The organism is Pontixanthobacter luteolus (genome assembly GCF_009828095.1).
GTDB classification, from domain to species: Bacteria; Pseudomonadota; Alphaproteobacteria; order Sphingomonadales; family Sphingomonadaceae; genus Pontixanthobacter; species Pontixanthobacter luteolus.
Genome location: NZ_WTYP01000002.1, coordinates 228513 through 245753, shown reverse-complemented (window position 1 = coordinate 245753; position 17241 = coordinate 228513). Strand labels below are relative to the sequence as shown.

Sequence of the window (17241 nt, the reverse complement as noted above, 5' to 3'; positions counted from 1 at the left end):
CCTGATTACGCTGACATCTCGTCCGCATACATGGTGCGCACGGTCCGCTTGTCGATTTTCTGCGTGCCGAGACGCGGCAACGCTTTGTCCGACTGCCAGATATGCTCAAGCAGCGGCACTTTGAAGGGGGCCAGCTTGCTGCACATGAAATCGCGCAGTTCCTCCGGCGTCATCGAATGGCCGGGCTTCATGTAATAGACTGCAGCCGGGAGTTCGCCCATCCGTTCGTCAGGCAGACCGAAGACCGAACATTCCGCCACGCCTTCGTGAGCGTAAATTCCCTCTTCCACCTCGATGCAGGAAATGTTCTCCCCGCCGCGGATGATGATGTCTTTCTTGCGGTCAACGATGAACAGATATTCGTCTTCGTCCAGATAACCCAGATCACCCGTCCGGAAGAAACCATCGCTGGTAAACGCCGCATCGGTCGCTTCGTCATTCTTCCAGTAGCCGCGGAAATTCGCCACCGTGCGGAAGCAGACTTCGCCGACCCGGCCCTGCGGCAATTTGTTGCCGTCATCATCGAGGATCGCGATTTCGACCAGCGGGCGGCTGGCCCGGCCCGTGCTGCCGGGCTTGGCGAGATAGTTTTCGTTGAAATTGCCGCAACCCACGCCGTTGGTCTCGGTCAGGCCATAGCCAAGCAGCGGGAAGCCTTCAGGGAAGGCTTTCTTGATCTTGGTGACGTGGTCAACCGGACGCGGAGCGCCGCCGGCGGCGAAACTTTTGCACGAAGAAATATCGAACTGGTCGCGTTCCGGGTGGGTCGCGATTTCATAACTCATCAGCGGCACGCCGACGAAATAACTGACCTTTTCAGCTTCCATCAGGCGCAGCGCCTCACGCGCATCCCATTTTGGCATCAGCACCAGTTTGCGGCCAATGCCGAAGCTTTGCAGGAACAGCGGAACTTCGCCGGTTACATGGAACAACGGAACCGCGATCAGCGCACAGGCCTGCGCGCTCACATCCTCGCCGCGGCCTTCCATCAGCATCTTGGCCATCGCGCTTTGCGAGATGTAGCTGAAGACGCCCTGGACTACCCCGCGGTGATCGGACCATGCACCTTTCGACTGGCCGGTCGAGCCCGATGTGTAAAGAATCGTCGCGAGATCATCTGGACCCAGTTCGCCCAGCATGGCCATGGCGGTGTCGCCTTCACCCCAGATCGGTGCCAGCCCGTTCGACGGCGGGCCATCATGTCCGAACACGGCGATCTTTGCACCGTGATCCGTTCCTTCGAGCCGTTTGGCACGGCCTTCATCGGCCAGCACCAGTTCGCATTCGGCAAGGCGGATGCCGTAAGCCAGCTCGTCACCGGTCCAGAAGCCATTGAGCAGTGTCGCGCAGCCGCCCGCCATGATCACGCCCATATAGGCGATGATCCAGTTGGCAGAATTGCGTGCGGCGATCCCGACCCGGTCGCCTTTCTTGACCCCGTGATCCTTGGCAAGGCCGGCAGCGACATGTGTCGCGGCAACCCAGCATTCACCGAATGTCAGACGAGTGTCGCCGTCGACCAGGAATGTCTGTTCCTTGTTCTCGTTGCAGAAGTGGGCAAAATAATGCGCCAGACTTGGCGGCGCATTTTTGAACGCGGGCATTTTCACGCCGAATTGTTCAAAGTCGACCGTTTCGAAAACCTGACCGGGTTTGATCAGTTCGTCCATGATCGCGTTCAGATCATTGTCCAGTTCTGTGGGCATCCTGTTTTCTCTCCTCTTGGCGGCGGCTGATCACGCCATCTTTTAGTGTGGACCGGCAACAGCGGACTTTCCCCAAAGCCCTGCCTATGCCAATAGCCATGCTGATTTGACCCGCACGGAATCCAGTTTCACCGTGCTACTTAGGGGGTAAGGCACTTGCTGTCACTATTGGCTGCCACGGCAGCTTCGGAAACCGTCGGACCGGCAATTCAATGGGCCGATCTTGGGCTTACCGAAGGGATTGAACTGGGGTTTTTCACCCTGCGCTGGTATTCCCTCGCCTATCTCGGCGGGATTATTTTCGGTTACTGGCATCTGTCGAAGATGATCAAGGCGCCGGGCGCACCGATGGCTCAGCGCCACGCGGATGATCTGTTTTTCTATTGCACCCTCGGCATCATTCTGGGCGGACGGCTGGGTTATGCGCTGTTCTACAAACCGGAATTATTTGTCGGTTTCGAAGGGGATGGATTCGTCAGCTGGAAATTGCTGCGTCTGTGGGACGGCGGAATGAGTTTCCACGGCGGATTGATCGGCGTCCTGCTCGCGATTGCGTGGGTTAGCCGGCAGGGCAATCTGTCGTTTATGCGCGTGTGTGACTACATCGCCGTCAACGTGCCGATGGGCATGATGCTGGGCCGTCTGGCCAATTTCGTGAACGGTGAACTGTGGGGCCGGACCACCGATGTGCCATGGGCCATGAGCTTCCCCGAAATTTATAACGGTACCTTGATTGCCGGGCCGCCGCGCCACCCCTCGCAGCTTTACGAGGCTGCATTGGAAGGTTTGGTTCTGCTGATTATCCTGCTGTTGATGTTCTGGAAGACACGGGCGCGTTACCGGCCCGGCCTGCTGGTCGGGATATTCACTGTCGGTGTTGCCGGCGGGCGCTTCATCGTCGAATTCTTCCGCGAGCCCGATGCACATCTTGCCGAGTTTGCGGCGAATACCGGCCTTTCGATGGGCCAGTGGCTGACCATCCCGCTGATCCTGCTGGGGCTGGTCGTAACTTTGGTCGCTTTGCGCAAGGAACCGCTCGCTAGCGGAGGAGCGAAGGCCGCCGGCTGATGGACGAACGCGAGCAAAGCCTTGCGGATATTTACCGCCGTTTGATCCGGAACACCGGGCCAATCTCGCTCACCCAGTTCATGGGAGAGGCGAATGCCCGGTATTATTCGGGCAAGGACCCGCTGGGGAATGCTGGTGATTTCATTACCGCGCCGGAAATAAGCCAGATGTTTGGCGAGCTGATTGGCTTGTGGCTGGCGGATCTGTGGATTCGCAGCGGGCGCGACGAACTGGTTCACTATGTTGAAATGGGGCCGGGGCGCGGAACTCTGGCGAAAGATGCCCTGCGCTCGGCCAAGAAATACGGCTTTGCGCCCCGGGTGCACTTTGTCGAAACATCGCCAGCGCTCAAGGATGTGCAGCTTAAATCCATGCCCGGCGCAATCTGGCACGATGATCTTTCGACAATCCCGGTCGAAGGGCCAGTCATGTTCGTCGCCAACGAATTTCTTGATGCATTGCCGATCCGGCAGTTGGTGCGCGGGCCGGAAGGCTGGCGCGAGCGGATGGTCGGGCTGGACGGTGATCAGTTCGCTTTCGTTGCGGGCGGACAGAACATGGACCCGGCAGTCCCGATCGAATTCAAGAATGCCGAAGAGGGCGCTATCCTGGAAACCTGCCCTGCGGCGGCTGCGATTCTCTACGAAGTGGCAGGCCGTTTGTCGGAGCAGGGCGGGGCTGCGCTGTTCATCGATTACGGTCATTCAAAGCTGACCACAGGATCTACATTCCAGGCGGTGTGCAATCACCGCAAGGTTCACCCCTTCGCCGATCCGGGCGGCGCAGACCTGACCGCGCATGTCGATTTTGCCACGCTGGCCCGCATCGCCCAGTCGCGTGATGTGCACCATATGGGCACGGTGACGCAGGGGGCTTGGCTACGCGCCCTGGGCATCGAAACCCGTGCCAAGAGCCTGGCCGCGCACGCGCCGCAATATGCCAATGAAATCCAGCAGGCGAAGGATCGCCTGATTGCCGACGATCAAATGGGCAGCCTGTTCAAGGTCATGGGGCTTTCGGCACCCGGCTGGCCGGTAGGGGTGGGATTTGAGAACGGCTGATCGGCTGCCTCGCTGAACAACCAGCAGGCTAAAGCCCGATTTCTTGCGCCAATTGTTCAGCCGCCTCGCGCGGGGATTTCTTGTTCTCCAGTCGGTCGACGGCAAAATTGGCCCGGCGCATCGCGTCCACGTCGATGGCGCTGACCAGCGGCTTCAACGCTGCCAGCAAATCCGGGTTTTGCGCCGCATCGGGCGATACGAGGACCAGCGCATCATAGGATGGGAAAGCGCCCTTGCTATCCTCGACAATCACCAGCCGGTCAGCCGCAATCCGCCCATCCGACGTGTAAGCGGAAATGACATCGGCCTCGCCCCCGGTCAGCGCATCATACATGAATGTGGAGGTGAAATTGCGCTGGTCAGCAAACCGCAAATCATAGGCATCGCGAACTGCGATCCATTCGGGCCGCTCGAAAAACTCCACATCTGCACCGATCGTGAGTGACGGCGCAGCGCGGGCGAGATCCTCGATCGTGCGGATGCCGAGCTGCGCAGCGCGCTGTTGCTGCATCGCCAGCGCGTAGGCATTTTCAAACCCCAGCCTGCCCAGCACCAACGTGCCGGTGCTTTCCTGTTCCCAATCCGCAATCGTCCGGAAAATCTCCCCACGCCCGGGATTGTCGGTCCGCCCCAGCTGGTTGGTCCAGATCGTGCCCGTATAGTCGAACGAAATGTCGATCTCGCTCGTGGTCACAGCATTATGGACCACGGCGGAGCCAAGCCCGTCGCGGTATTCGACCCGGAAACCCGCATCTTCCAATTGCCGCCCGACCAGCTGAGCCAGAATGTACTGTTCAGAAAAGCTCTTGGCCCCGATTACGATGGTGTCGCCGCCGCTTTCTTCGCGCAGCGACCAGGCGGACCCTGCAACCCCCGCCAGCGCAGCGGCGATGCCGGCCCACACCATCCACTTGCGCCGTTTCGCGAAACCGCTTTCGACCATGCCGAGCAATGTATCGACCACGATCGCCAGCCCAGCCGATGCGATACAGCCCGCCAGAACCAGCGCCCAATTCTGGGTTTGCAGTCCTGCAAAAATCGGATCGCCCAGGCTCGGCTGACCGATAGTGGTGGAAAGCGTGGCGGCGCCGATGGTCCAAACCGCAGCGGTTCTGATCCCCGCCATGATATAGGGCGCGGCCAAAGGCGCTTCGACGAGGCGAAGTTTCTGCCAACCGGTCATGCCGACGCCGTCCGCTGCCTCCAGTACGCCGGGGGCCATATGTTCGCGCGCAGTGACTGCGTTGCGCAGGATCGGCAGCAGCGCATACAGCGCCAGCGCGAGCAGCGCGGGCAGGAAGCCGAGTGTCGGCAGACCTGCGCCAAAAACCGCGCGCAGGCTCAGCAGTATCGGGAAAAACAGCGCCAGCAATGCGAGAGCGGGGATGGTTTGCACAAGGCTGGCGAAAGTCAGCACGGAACGGGACACTGTTTGCGAACGGCCTGCCCAGACCGCCAGCGGAAGTGCGATCAGGATGCCCAGCGCGATGGCGGCGGCGGCCAGCAGGACATGTTCCGCCAGCTTGTCGCCCAGCCCGATCAAGGCACCGAAAATCTCGCTCATTGTGCCAGTTCCGCCAGCGCCGCGGCCTGATCTCGCGGCACGGCGACAAGTTTTTGGGCGATCAATCCGCCCGCACCGTCCAGCAACTCATGCGGTGTGCAATCGGCTTCAATACGCCCTTCCGACATGACGAGCACGCGGTCGGCCAGCAGCAGCGCCTCTGCCATGTCGTGCGTTACCATCACCGTGGTCAGCCCCAGCGTGTCGTGCAGTTTGCGTACCCGGCCGCCCAGCGCGTCGCGGGTAACCGGGTCCAGTGCGCCGAACGGTTCGTCCATTAGAAGAATGTGCGGATTGCCGGCCAGCGCACGGGCGACCCCGATGCGTTGCCGCTGGCCGCCGGAAAGTTCGTCCGGCATTCTGCCGGCATAGCTTGCATCCAGCTCAACCCCGTCCAGCAATTCGCCGATACGGCTGGCAGACAATTTGCTGCCGGCCAGTCGCGGCCCGATACCGATATTCTCGCCGACGTTCATGTGCGGGAACAGCCCCACGCCCTGAAAAACGTAGCCAATCCTGCGGCGGAGCATCGGCGGATCGGCCTCGCGGACATCCTCTCCTTCGAGCAGGACGCTGCCTTCATCTGGTTCCACCAGACGGTTGATAGTCTTGAGCAAGGTCGATTTGCCGGATCCCGATTCGCCTACAAGCGCGACGAATGAGTCAGCTTCGATGTCCAGCGATATGCGGTTCACCGCCACCACTTCGCCAAAGCGCTTGGTTGTTTCGCGAAAAGAGAGAGCGGGCTGCGTGGATGGCACCGCGCGACCCTATGGCCTAGCCCGGACCAGGTCAAAGCCGGATCAGGTCAAAGCCAGATCGGGCTCAGATCGAATCGACTGCGATGTTGAGTGTGGCCACAAGCCCGTCCGGCGTGAATTCGCGCGATAGCGAACCGTTCAACTGTCCGCTGACCGTGGCTTCCACCAGGCGTGATCCGAACCCTTCGGTTTCGGCCTTAACGACTGGCGGGCCATCGTGTTCTTCCCACCTTATGGTGATCCGCCCATCTTCTACGTCGGTGGTAATCCTGACCCTGCCGTTCGTTTCGGAGAACGAGCCGTATTTCGCGCAATTGGTCGCCAGTTCGTGGAACACCAGCGCGAGCGGCGTTGCCGACCTCGACCGTACCGGCACATCGTCCCCGTTCAGCGACAGGCGCTGGCCCGATCGATCGCCGTATGGGGCGAGCAGTTTGCCGATCAGCCCGTGCAGCGTGTCCTGCTGCGCATCCTGTTCCTGCGTGGCGTAACTGTGCGCGCGGCCCAGAGTTTGCAGTGTGGCGCTGAGATCGGCGGCAAAGCTACCGGTGTCGTCATGCTCTTTCTTCTTGAGCGTGACCAACCCGCCAATGACCGCGAAAATGTTCTTGATCCGGTGGGTCAGTTCGTTGGTCAGCAATTCGCGCGCATCGGCTGCCCGGTGCGCGTCGTCGATATCGGTCACCGTGCCGAACCAGCTGATGCCTGTTTTGCTGCGGACCGGGATGACATGGGACACAGCCCAGCGCCAAGTACCGTCGTTATGCTTGAGCCGGAATTGTCCTTCGTACGGCTGCTCGGCAGAAAATGCCTTGTACCAGTCGGTGAACAATGGCTCGTGATCGTCTTCATGGATCACCGCGCGCCAGTCATCGGCAGTCTTGGGATCGCCAGCCCCCACGATTTCGCCGAACCTGGCGTTGACGTAATCGAACTTCCCGCCCGACGTAATCGAAAATGCGATGTGCGGCAGGCTGTCGATCAGCGTTCTCAGCCGCTCTTCGCTTTCGGCAATCTTTGCTGTCTGTTCAAGATTCTCGCGGCGGTGGCGCAGTCTGCGCATCACGGCAGCTGCGAATACCTGCAGGCCGTCCTTTTGCAGATCAGTCAGCCCCTCGGGGCGCGGTTTGGTATCGATGACGCACAGAGAACCAAGCGGCGCACCTTCATGCGAGATCAGCGGGGCGCCGGCATAAAACCGGATATGCGGATGCCCTACAACCAGTGGGTTAGCTTCGAACCGGTCATCCTCCAACGCGTCAGACACGATCATCGGTTCCGGTTCCAGCATGGCATGTGCGCAGAATGATGTCGGGCGCGGTGTTTCACGTTCTTCCAGACCTGCGCGGGCCAGGAAGCGCTGGCGTTCAGATTCGACCAGGCTGACCAGAGCAACCGGAGCATCGCACAGACGCGAAACATAATTGGTTATTTCCGACAGCTCAGGATCATCTTCCAGCGCGTCGAGGCCATAGGCGGCGAGCACCGAAATGCGCGTTTCTTCGCCGCACATCGCTGGCGCGGGGGGCTCACCTGCGGGCCACGGCTTTAGATAGTCTGTCTTCATTGCGTATGGCGCAACAGTAACGGTATTATGCAGCCATATCAACGACTTTGCCAATCTGACCAAATGACGCGAAGCTCCATTGATTTATTTGAATTATCTCCCGTTTGCGGGCTTGGCCGCGCTCCGCTATGCGCGCTGACAACAAGGAGTTCTTATGCGCGCTACACCCGATTTCGATTTCCAGCTTGGCGAAACTGCCGAAATGATTCGTGAAACCACCGCCCGCTTTGCCGATGAACAAATTGCCCCGCTGGCCGAAAAGATCGACCGTGAGGATTATTTTCCGCGTGCTGAATTGTGGACTGCGATGGGCGATCTGGGTCTGCACGGGATCACGGTGGAAGAAGAAAACGGCGGGCTTGGCCTCGGCTATCTGGAACATGTCATCGCGGTTGAGGAAGTCAGCCGGGCCAGTGCCTCGCTTGGCCTCTCTTATGGCGCGCATTCCAATTTGTGCCTCAATCAGATCCGCCGCTGGGGCAATGATGAGCAGAAGGCGAAGTATCTGCCCGGACTGATTTCTGGCGAGCATGTCGGCAGCCTTGCCATGAGCGAAGTGTCTGCGGGGTCGGATGTAGTTTCGATGAAGCTCAAGGCAGAGGCTGCGTCGAAAGACGGGCAAGAGGGTTTTGTGCTCAACGGAACCAAATTCTGGATCACCAATGCGCCGGAAGCGGACACTCTGGTGGTATATGCCAAGACCGATGGCAGCGCCGGATCGCGCGGTATCACGGCATTTCTGATCGAGAAGGGCGATGCGGGTTTTTCCATCGGCCAGAAAATCGAGAAAGTCGGCATGAAAGGCTCGCCCACGGCAGAGCTGGTGTTTGACGATTGTTTCGTGCCGGAGGACCGCGTGATGGGGCCGGTCAATGGCGGCGTCGGCGTGCTGATGAGCGGGCTCGACTATGAACGCGTCGTGCTGGCCGGATTGCAACTGGGCATCATGCAGGCGTGCCTCGACACCGTGATCCCGTATCTGCGTGAGCGCACCCAGTTCGGCAAACCCATCGGCAGTTTCCAGCTGATGCAGGCCAAGGTTGCCGACATGTATGTCGCGCTGCAATCGGCGCGCGCTTACACCTATGCGGTGGCCAACGCGTGCGATGCGGGTAACACAACGCGCTTTGACGCAGCGGGCGTGATCCTGCTGGCTTCGGAAAATGCGTTCAAGGTGGCCGCGGAAAGCGTGCAGGCATTGGGCGGCGCGGGCTACACGCTGGACTGGCCGGTCGAACGCTATATGCGCGATGCCAAGCTGCTGGATATCGGCGCAGGCACCAATGAGATCAGGCGGATGCTGATCGGGCGCGAACTGATCGGGGCTGCGGGCTAGTTAACCTTCGGGCTGACGGCCGAATGCGGGTGCCCACTCGAACGGTTCGTTCTGTGAACGGATCTCGTCTCGGGTGAGCACGCGCGGCGGCAGTTCGAACCGGGCAGGGTCGATATCCTGGGATGACACTTCGGACAATTCGAGGTGCCTGATGCGTATCGGAGTTCCTCCCTTCAGCAAATCGCGGACCCCTTGATCGTAAAGGCCAAGACCGCCGAACAGGCCGGTTAGAGACAAGCTTCGCAGTGCGCCGAACCGTCCTTCCATCAGCTGCGCAAAAGCTTTGCCGATTGGCCGGAGGCTCCCGTCCTCGGTAACCACCAGCTCCGGCCGCCCTATTTCATCATCGTAATCGCGCTGCGCGTATCCTTGCCCTTTCCAAGTTCCGACCTTCACCGTCCCGGATTTTACCAGTTCGATCTCCGGCAATTGGGCGAGTATTTCGAGCGAGATTCCGCCTGCCTGCCCTGCGTTTTCGATCACGGCCTCGAGGTCATCCAGCCTTTCGGCATATGGCCCGTCGATCCCGCGTGCGACCGCATAAACTGCCCCTTCGCGGATGAGAAAATAGCTCGACCGGCCAGACAGGTGCAGGCGGGCATGGCCTTCATCGCTGACTTCGATCGTCATCGCGAAATCGACGGCGCGGTCAATCTCGTCTTCGTACGACTCGACTTCGTAAAGCGCTGAGATATCCGCGCTTGCCGGAACCGAAGTAGCGCCCAAGGTGGCGGCACAGATAATTGCCGGATGACGAAACTTCATTTTGCGAACCCTTCAATCTTGGCCTGAGGTTGCAACATGTTTAGGGCGGCTTCAAGGAGAGAAAATGACCGCACCCGTTCTCACATCTACGCTCGACCGCGAGACCCCCGACGCCAAGGCACGTTTCGAGCATAACAAGGCGCTCGCCGCAGATTTGCGCGAGCATGTCGCCAAGGCTGCACTGGGCGGTAGCGAGGGCAGCCGAGAGCGCCATATGTCGCGCGGGAAACTGCTTCCGAGGGAACGCGTCGAGCGGCTGCTCGATCCGGGATCACCCTTCCTTGAAGTCGGCCAACTCGCCGCGAACGGCATGTATGGCAAGGACGATATCGCTGCTGCAGGGATGATCGCGGGCATCGGCCGGGTGTCGGGCCGGCAGGTGATGATCGTGTGCAACGATGCCACCGTAAAGGGCGGCACGTACTACCCGATGACGGTGAAGAAGCACCTGCGCGCGCAGGAAATTGCGATGGAGAACCGCCTGCCGTGCATCTATCTGGTCGATAGCGGCGGCGCGAACCTGCCGCATCAGGCAGAGGTTTTTCCTGACCGCGACCATTTTGGGCGCATCTTCTTCAATCAGGCCAATATGAGCGCGCAAGGTATCCCGCAGATCGCCTGTGTGATGGGGAGCTGCACCGCGGGCGGCGCCTATGTGCCCGCAATGTCTGACGAAACGGTGATCGTGCGCAATCAGGGCACGATCTTCCTGGCCGGGCCGCCGCTGGTGAAGGCGGCAACGGGCGAGGAAATCAGCGCAGAGGATTTGGGCGGCGGCGATCTGCATGCGAAGAAATCGGGCGTGGTCGATCATCTGGCCGAAAACGACGAGCACGCGCTGACCATCGTGCGCGATATCGTTAGCCATCTGGGCGACAATTTCGCGCAGGCGCAAAACATCGAACTGCGCGACCCGCGCCCACCCAAATTCGACGCGGAAGATCTTTATGCCGTCGTGCCCGATGATGTGCGCGCACCTTATGATGTGCATGAAGTAATCGCGCGGCTGGTCGACGGCAGCGAGTTCCACGAGTTCAAGCAGCATTACGGCAGCACGCTGGTTTGCGGTTTCGCCCATATCTGGGGAATGCCGGTCGCGATCCTCGCCAATAACGGGGTGCTATTTTCCGAAAGCGCGCAAAAGGGCGCGCATTTTATCGAACTCGCCTGTCAGCGGCGCATCCCGCTGCTGTTCCTGCAGAACATTTCCGGCTTCATGGTCGGCGGGAAATACGAGGCGGAAGGCATCGCCAAACATGGCGCGAAACTGGTCACAGCCGTTGCCACCGCGACCGTGCCGAAAGTAACGGTCGTCATCGGCGGCAGCTTCGGCGCGGGCAATTACGGCATGTGCGGCAGAGCATATTCCCCGCGTTTCCTGTTCACCTGGCCCAATGCGCGTATTTCGGTGATGGGCGGCGAACAGGCGGCGTCGGTCCTCGCCACGGTCCACCGCGATGCGGACAAATGGGACGAGCGCGAAGCGGAGGCGTTCAAGGCGCCGATCCGCCAGAAATACGAAGACGAAGGCAATCCCTATTACGCCACCGCGCGCCTGTGGGATGACGGCGTGATCGACCCCGCGCAAACCCGCGACGTGCTGGGCCTCGCCTTCGCCGCCACGCTGGAGGCGCCAATCGCTGAAAAACCGCGATTCGGCGTGTTCAGGATGTGATCATGGATGCCATCATCGCGGGCGAAGAAAAAATGGTGGACCCGTCGCCTGAATGGGTGGGGAAAACGCTTTAGCAAGTAAGCCGCGCCGCCAATGAGAATGACCGCTTCGCCGAGACTTTGCCCGGTGCATCAGTCCGTATCCCGCTTGAACAGAATTTTGCGTGCGTCCTCTCGCATTCCCCTACGTAACTGCTAGGCAGATGGCATTGGGAGAGAACATGTCCGACACATCGCCGAGCCAGCCGGTTCGCCAACGATCCGTCTTGTCGCGGATCGTGCGGCGGATAATCATCTGGCTGTATCACTGGAAGGGCTGGAAGCTGGACGGCCACCTGCCCGACCTGCCGAAATTTGTCATTGCTGGTGCGCCGCATACGTCCAACTGGGATTTCGTGTTTTTCCTCGGCGCGACCGAGGAAGAGGGCGTCCATCCCAACTTCATGGGCAAGCACACCCTGTTCAAGGGTTTCATGCGCAACTTCATGCTCGACATGGGCGGCATTCCCATCGACCGGACCAAACGCGCCAATGTGGTCGATCAGGTCGCCGCCGAATTTACCCGGCGCGATCAGCTCGCCTTGGTGATCGCGGCTGAGGGCACCCGCGCGAGCGACGGTAGCTGGAAATCCGGGTTCTATCATATTGCCATGGCCGCAAATGTCCCCATCGTACCGGCCTGGGTCTGCAACGACGATATGATGCTGGGCTTTGGTCCGCCGATTTACCCGACTGGGGATTACGGCGCAGATCTGGCCAAGATAGCCCAATTCATGCTGTCGAAGCGCCCCGAATATGGCAGGTACAAGGTGCTGGAACAGCAGGCCCGCCAAATACAGGCGGAACAAGAGGTTGAGTCCCCGGCGATCGACCCTAAATAGCCCTCACCGCCAAGTGCGGCAGGGAAGGTTCGATGACGCGCGAAGATGCAGAAAAAGAACGCAGGCGGCTTGCCGCTCTGGCGCTCGAAGTAACCGAACGCCGCGGTTCCGAGGTGACGCGCGTCACTCTGGCGCATGAAGCGCAGGTTTCGCGTGCCCGGATCGAGGCGATTTTTCCCGAAGAAAGCGACCTGTTCGACGCCATCGTCGAAGACTGGTTCGCCCCCGACATCGAAATCATGGAAGAGGTGCTGGCGTCAGACCTTCCGATCCGCCGCAAATTCTATGAATTTTACGCCCGCCGGTTCGTGCGCGAACAGGAACGCTACCGCCGCAGCCCCGATACGTTCGCGCTTTATTGCGAGCTGGGCACCGCCCGTTTCGAGCAGGTGCGCGGATATATCGATCTGGCCGATCACTACCTCAGCGAACTGGTCGCGCAGGCGCAGGCCGAAGGGTATTTCGAAGGGCTGAAGATAGACCGCGCGCTGACGCTGATTAACCAGATGGTGGTCTGCTACACCTCGCCGCAAATGCTGATGATGCTGGAAGACAGGCTGCAGCTGGACAAGCTGGCGCAGATTATCGACACCATGTTTGCCGGGCTTAGCGCACAAGATGGCGGCGCCCGCGGTGTTACCGGCCTGCGTTCCGCCTGAGGCGGATTGTTTGCCCGATTGGCCAGTTAATGGTCAGCTGCCGGGAGTAATATCCTGCATCCGTCCGATCGCCGGTAATGGCGTGACTTCCTGCTGCGCCAGATAGGCTTGCATCACGTCCAGATCGACCGGCCCGTTCACGACATCTGTTCCCTCTTCAAACACCGTGAAGCTGTCGCCGCCTGCTGCCAGAAAGCTGTTCATGGTGATGCGGTAAGTCGCAGCGGGATCGATAGGCGCGCCATTCAGCATCGCTGAAACAACCCGGCTACCCATGGGCCGCGACATATCCCAGCTCATCGTGAAACCTTGCGAGGCGGAGAATGTCTGAACAAATCCCTGATCGTCGAATTGCTGTTCCAGCAGGGCCAGCAATTGCGCCCCGGTAAAGCTTTTCGTGACCAGCGTGTTGCCGAACGGCTGGACCGTGTAGATGTCGCCGAAGGTGATCGTGCCGTCATCGGTAGGGCGCAATCCCGTGCGGATACCCGAATTGTTCATGAAGGCGATCTGCGCGCCGGCATCCAGCGTGCCGAACAGCTGGGCATCCGCGATCAGATTGCCCAGCGCGGTTTCTTCGGTTGACGGGCCGGGATCATCAGCCGGAGCCGGGATTTTCCCTACCGGGCGCTGTGCCGCCGCGCTTGAGGCGGCCACGTATTGCGCGACATAAGCGGCAACTTCGGTGTCGGCTTGGAATATTTCCAGCGATGCGTCTGCCGCATCATCCTCACCCGCGATTTGCACGACGATGTTGTCGGCCGATTTGCTCAGCACCGTGCCGCTCACCGGATCGACCGTCAGCGTGATGTCGGTCAGCATGGATCCGCCATATCCGGCGCTGGTAACCAGGAATTCGCGCTGCGGGTCGATGGCGGAAAAATCGCAAACGTAGGCGCGGTGTGTATGGCCCGAAATAACCACATCGACTCGCGGATCGACCTGTTTCAGAATGTCGATCAGCGGTCCGGAAACGCCGCCGCAGCTTTTGTCGTTATAGCCGACTTCGGTGTAAAGCCCCTGATGGATCGACACCACGATCAGGTCGACATCCTGCTTCACCAGCTCAGGGACGACTGCATTGATCGATGCCGCTTCGTCAGCAAAGGTCAGCCCTGCGACTCCGCTCGGGGTGACGAGGGTCGGTGTATCTTTCAGCGTCAGACCGATGACGCCAACTGCCAGTTCAGCAGCGCCTTCGCCGAAGCGGCGTACGCCGTATGACGGGAACAGTGTGGTCCCGTCGGGCATGATGACATTCGAGGCCAGAAAGCGGAATTCAGCGCCCGGATAGGGGTTTTCGACCTGACACGGTTCGCGCAGACCGGTTTTCTCGCAGCCGCCGTTCTGAATGCGTTTCAGTTCGCGCCAGCCGCGGTCAAATTCGTGATTGCCGACTGCGTTGAAATCCAGCCCGATCCGGTTCATCGCGCCAATGGCCGGTTCATCGAGAAAGATGGAAGAGGCAAGCGGGCTGCCGCCGATCAGGTCGCCCGCTGCGATAACCAGGCTGTAATCTCCGCCCTCACGATATTTGCGCACCGCCGATGCCAGATAGGCCGCGCCAGCCGCGTGCACTTGCCGCGTCTCGCCAGCATTGTCGGTTACGTTTATCGGTCTGCGGATCGGTTCGATGTTGCCGTGGAAATCATTCAGCCCGACGATCTTGAGAGTCGCTGGTTCCGGCGCGGCACGCGGCGCTGCATCGGGCAATGTCGAACAGGCCGACAAGGCAAGGGCAGACAAGACGGCGGCAATCGATGCGCGGGGCGATATACGGGGCGATGTGCGGGGCAAAAATGTCATGAAGTGTCGGTGGTGCTTCAAGATGACGATGTAAAGACCGCGCCGCCTTTCAGCCAGCCTGTCAGACAGCCAGTCAGATCGCCTGCGCTGCGGCCTCTGCAGATGCCCATGCCCATTGAAAGTTATAGCCGCCCAGCCAGCCGGTGACATCGACCGCCTCGCCAATCGCGTAAAGGCCGGGTTGCTTCCTGGACTCCATCGTCTTTGATGAAAGTTCGGCAGTATCGATTCCCCCCGCAGTGACTTCAGCCTTGGCAAACCCCTCGGTCCCGTTGGGGCAAAATTCCCATCGGGCAAGCCGGGCCTCTGCCTGCCGCAGTGCCTTGTCCGGCGTGTTGCCAAGCTCGGTTTCGATGCCGATCCTTTCAGCCAGCGTAGTCGCCAGCCTATCAGGCAAGTCTTCCTTGAGGCGGGATTTCAGGGTGCTTCGCGGCTGCTCGTTCTTGGCATTGAGCAGCCACCCCTCGCCGTGCTGCGGCAGAAAATTGATCGCAATCGGTCGGCCATGTTGCCAGTAAGACGAGATTTGCAGGATCGATGGGCCGGAAAGCCCCCGGTGCGTGAACAGTGCCGCTTCGCGAAATTGTGTCTTGCCGCAATGCGCATCGACCTGAGCCGCGACGCCGGACAGATCGCGGAACAGCACATCTTCGCCGCCCAGCGTCAGCGGGACGAGCGCAGGCCGGGGCTCGACCACTTTCAGACCGAATTGGCGCGCAAGGTCATAGGCAAATCCGGTCGCGCCCATTTTCGGGATCGACGGCCCGCCGGTCGCAATGACCAGAGTGTGCGCACCGAACAGTGTACCATTGGCAGTTACCAGATAGGCACCGTCTTCGTACGCCACATCGGTTACTTCGTGATCGCACAGCAGGTCGACCTGTCCGCCGAACTCGGCCGCCTTTTCGCATTCGGACAGCAGCATCGCGACAATCTGTTTGGCACTGTCATCGCAGAACAACTGGCCCAGAGTTTTCTCGTGCCAGGCAATTTCGTGGCTTTCGACAAGGTCCAGGAAATCGCGGGGCGTGTAACGGCTGAGCGCAGACTTGGCGAAATGGGGATTGGCGGAAAGGTAATTGGCAGGCCCCGCGCCGATATTGGTGAAATTGCACCGCCCGCCGCCTGAAATCAGGATTTTCTTCCCCGGTTTGGCGGCGCGTTCGAGCACCAGTACACGCTTGCCGCGCTGCCCTGCACGTGCGGCGCAGAACAGGCCGGCAGCTCCGCCGCCAAGGATGATGGCATCATAGGTCACGCGATCAGCCACAGGTCACGCTATAAGACGGCCGCTTCGGCTTCGCGCTGCTGCCGCGCGATGGTCCATCCGGCGAGGAACAGGCCGCCAAGCAACGGGCCGACCACGATTCCGGCAAGACCCATCAGGCCAATTCCGCCCAGCGTTGTGATCAGGATGATCCAGTCGGGGATGCCGGTATCCCGCCCCACCAGAATGGGCCGCAGGACATTGTCCGCCATGCCGATCACCAGCACGCCGGAGGCGATGACCACGACCCCCTGCCAGATAGCCCCCGTGGCGAGCAGGTAAATCGCAACCGGTGCCCATACCAGCGCAGGGCCAAGTGCGGGGAGCAGGGAGAACACTGCCATCAGCAGGCCGAACAGCATCACCGATGGCATCCCGACGATCCAGAAAGTGATCGCCCCGAGTGCGCCCTGAACCAGCCCGACGACCACCGATCCCTTGATCGTGGCGCGAACGATGGACAGGAATTTTTCCGCCAATTCATTTGCAATCGCGGGTTGCATCGGCAGCCCTGCCACGACAGCCGCTCCGATCTTCTTCCCGTCGCGAAGCAGGAAATAGGTGACGTAAAGTCCGACGCCGAATGCCAGCACAAACCCTGCGGCGCTGCTGCCGATGGCCACAGCGCGCTGGGCGATCATGCCGGTGCTTTCGCGAGCAAAATCCTGCGTGCGGTTGATAAGCCCGTCGAGATTGCCGAGGCCAAAGCTTTCCAGCGCGGACTGGATGCCGCCGGGCAATGCGTCAAACACCTGCGTGAACCAAGCCGACACGTCGATATTGCCGTCGCGAAAGGCAAAGAACACCGCAACCGCTTCTTCGATAACCACACTGCCGATCAGGAATGTAGGCAGGACCACGGCAAAGGTAATGATCAGCAAGGTGGCAATTGCCGCCCTGTTCGGGCTGTCGCCGCAGCGGGGTAGCATCCATCGGTATAGCGGCTGGAACATGATCGCAGCCAGCGCGGCCCACAACAGCGGGCGCGCAAAAGGCAGCACCACGAGGATGACACCCAGAGTGACCAACGCAAGGAACAGGATGAAACCGCCCCGTTCGATGCCGATCTTGCTTGTCTGATCCGTCATTGTTGGCCCTCCCCGTATATCAGCCTGCCCCGCGCTTC

General features: G+C 60.3%; 14 protein-coding genes. 6 read left to right on the top strand and 8 right to left on the bottom strand.

The genetic code is table 11. From position 1 onward, the window contains the following. Nucleotides 1-5: 5 nt before the first annotated feature. Nucleotides 6-1706, bottom strand: a complete 1701-nt coding sequence (locus GRI43_RS09720) for a class I adenylate-forming enzyme family protein (protein ID WP_160730929.1) — start codon at nt 1704-1706, stop codon at nt 6-8. A gap of 156 nt (nt 1707-1862) precedes the next feature. On the opposite strand from GRI43_RS09720, the gene lgt reads away from it, so the two are divergent. Both lgt and GRI43_RS09710 read left to right on the top strand, forming a co-directional pair. Beyond that, nucleotides 1863-2774 (top strand): prolipoprotein diacylglyceryl transferase, encoded by a 912-nt coding sequence (gene lgt / locus GRI43_RS09715; protein WP_160730928.1) that lies wholly within the window; start codon nt 1863-1865, stop codon nt 2772-2774. Beyond that, complete coding sequence (locus GRI43_RS09710) at nt 2774-3835, top strand: class I SAM-dependent methyltransferase (RefSeq protein ID WP_160730927.1); 1062 nt, start codon at nt 2774-2776, stop codon at nt 3833-3835. The genes lgt and GRI43_RS09710 overlap by 1 nt, the downstream gene beginning before the upstream one ends. A 28-nt stretch (nt 3836-3863) precedes the next feature. Here GRI43_RS09710 and GRI43_RS09705 read toward each other — a convergent pair whose 3' ends face one another. The 3 genes from GRI43_RS09705 to GRI43_RS09695 all read right to left on the bottom strand — a co-directional run bounded on the left by GRI43_RS09705 (nt 3864) and on the right by GRI43_RS09695 (nt 7727). Then, entirely contained in the window at nt 3864-5399 is a 1536-nt protein-coding gene (locus tag GRI43_RS09705; protein ID WP_160730926.1) for an ABC transporter permease/substrate-binding protein, read from the bottom strand. Continuing rightward, nucleotides 5396-6160 carry an ATP-binding cassette domain-containing protein gene (locus GRI43_RS09700; protein ID WP_160730925.1) on the bottom strand — a complete coding sequence of 255 codons (765 nt, stop codon included), beginning with the start codon at nt 6158-6160 and terminating at the stop codon, nt 5396-5398. Before GRI43_RS09700 ends, GRI43_RS09705 begins: the two co-directional genes overlap by 4 nt. Nucleotides 6161-6224: 64 nt before the next feature. Beyond that, nucleotides 6225-7727, bottom strand: a complete 1503-nt coding sequence (locus GRI43_RS09695) for a GAF domain-containing protein (RefSeq protein ID WP_160730924.1) — start codon at nt 7725-7727, stop codon at nt 6225-6227. Nucleotides 7728-7881: 154 nt separating this feature from the next. On the opposite strand from GRI43_RS09695, the gene GRI43_RS09690 reads away from it, so the two are divergent. Then, nucleotides 7882-9063, top strand: coding sequence for an acyl-CoA dehydrogenase family protein (locus GRI43_RS09690; protein ID WP_160730923.1), 1182 nt, complete (start codon nt 7882-7884; stop codon nt 9061-9063). Here the strand turns inward: GRI43_RS09690 and GRI43_RS09685 are convergent, their stop codons facing one another. Continuing rightward, the gene (locus tag GRI43_RS09685; RefSeq protein ID WP_160730922.1) at nt 9064-9828 is read right to left on the bottom strand and encodes a hypothetical protein; all 765 of its coding nucleotides are present in this window, start codon (nt 9826-9828) and stop codon (nt 9064-9066) included. A 64-nt stretch (nt 9829-9892) separates the two neighbouring features. On the opposite strand from GRI43_RS09685, the gene GRI43_RS09680 reads away from it, so the two are divergent. The 3 genes from GRI43_RS09680 (at nt 9893) to GRI43_RS09670 (ending at nt 13042) form a co-directional block, all read left to right on the top strand. Next, a complete protein-coding gene (locus tag GRI43_RS09680; protein ID WP_160730921.1) occupies nt 9893-11503 on the top strand; it encodes a carboxyl transferase domain-containing protein in 1611 nt (536 codons plus the stop codon). Between the two features lie 220 nt (nt 11504-11723). Next, nucleotides 11724-12383, top strand: coding sequence for a lysophospholipid acyltransferase family protein (locus tag GRI43_RS09675; protein ID WP_160730920.1), 660 nt, complete (start codon nt 11724-11726; stop codon nt 12381-12383). A gap of 32 nt (nt 12384-12415) precedes the next feature. Beyond that, nucleotides 12416-13042 (top strand): hypothetical protein, encoded by a 627-nt coding sequence (locus GRI43_RS09670; RefSeq protein ID WP_160730919.1) that lies wholly within the window; start codon nt 12416-12418, stop codon nt 13040-13042. A 33-nt stretch (nt 13043-13075) separates the two neighbouring features. Here GRI43_RS09670 and GRI43_RS09665 read toward each other — a convergent pair whose 3' ends face one another. The 3 genes from GRI43_RS09665 to GRI43_RS09655 form a co-directional block, all read right to left on the bottom strand. Then, nucleotides 13076-14848 (bottom strand): bifunctional metallophosphatase/5'-nucleotidase, encoded by a 1773-nt coding sequence (locus tag GRI43_RS09665; protein WP_160730918.1) that lies wholly within the window; start codon nt 14846-14848, stop codon nt 13076-13078. A 73-nt stretch (nt 14849-14921) separates the two neighbouring features. Next, the gene (locus tag GRI43_RS09660) at nt 14922-16106 is read right to left on the bottom strand and encodes an aminoacetone oxidase family FAD-binding enzyme (RefSeq protein WP_160731676.1); all 1185 of its coding nucleotides are present in this window, start codon (nt 16104-16106) and stop codon (nt 14922-14924) included. Nucleotides 16107-16126: 20 nt separating this feature from the next. After that, on the bottom strand, nt 16127-17203 hold the full coding sequence (locus GRI43_RS09655; protein WP_160730917.1) for an AI-2E family transporter: 1077 nt from the start codon (nt 17201-17203) through the stop codon (nt 16127-16129). Between the last annotated feature and the right edge of the window lie 38 nt (nt 17204-17241).

Coding starts and splice junctions, on each gene's coding strand:
- GRI43_RS09720 (WP_160730929.1), bottom strand. CDS start 1,706: ATGCCCACAGAACTGGACAATGATCTGAACGCGATCATGGACGAACTG.
- GRI43_RS09710 (WP_160730927.1), top strand. CDS start 2,774: ATGGACGAACGCGAGCAAAGCCTTGCGGATATTTACCGCCGTTTGATC.
- GRI43_RS09705 (WP_160730926.1), bottom strand. CDS start 5,399: ATGAGCGAGATTTTCGGTGCCTTGATCGGGCTGGGCGACAAGCTGGCG.
- GRI43_RS09695 (WP_160730924.1), bottom strand. CDS start 7,727: ATGAAGACAGACTATCTAAAGCCGTGGCCCGCAGGTGAGCCCCCCGCG.
- GRI43_RS09690 (WP_160730923.1), top strand. CDS start 7,882: ATGCGCGCTACACCCGATTTCGATTTCCAGCTTGGCGAAACTGCCGAA.
- GRI43_RS09685 (WP_160730922.1), bottom strand. CDS start 9,828: ATGAAGTTTCGTCATCCGGCAATTATCTGTGCCGCCACCTTGGGCGCT.
- GRI43_RS09680 (WP_160730921.1), top strand. CDS start 9,893: ATGACCGCACCCGTTCTCACATCTACGCTCGACCGCGAGACCCCCGAC.
- GRI43_RS09675 (WP_160730920.1), top strand. CDS start 11,724: ATGTCCGACACATCGCCGAGCCAGCCGGTTCGCCAACGATCCGTCTTG.
- GRI43_RS09670 (WP_160730919.1), top strand. CDS start 12,416: ATGACGCGCGAAGATGCAGAAAAAGAACGCAGGCGGCTTGCCGCTCTG.
- GRI43_RS09665 (WP_160730918.1), bottom strand. CDS start 14,848: ATGACATTTTTGCCCCGCACATCGCCCCGTATATCGCCCCGCGCATCG.
- GRI43_RS09655 (WP_160730917.1), bottom strand. CDS start 17,203: ATGACGGATCAGACAAGCAAGATCGGCATCGAACGGGGCGGTTTCATC.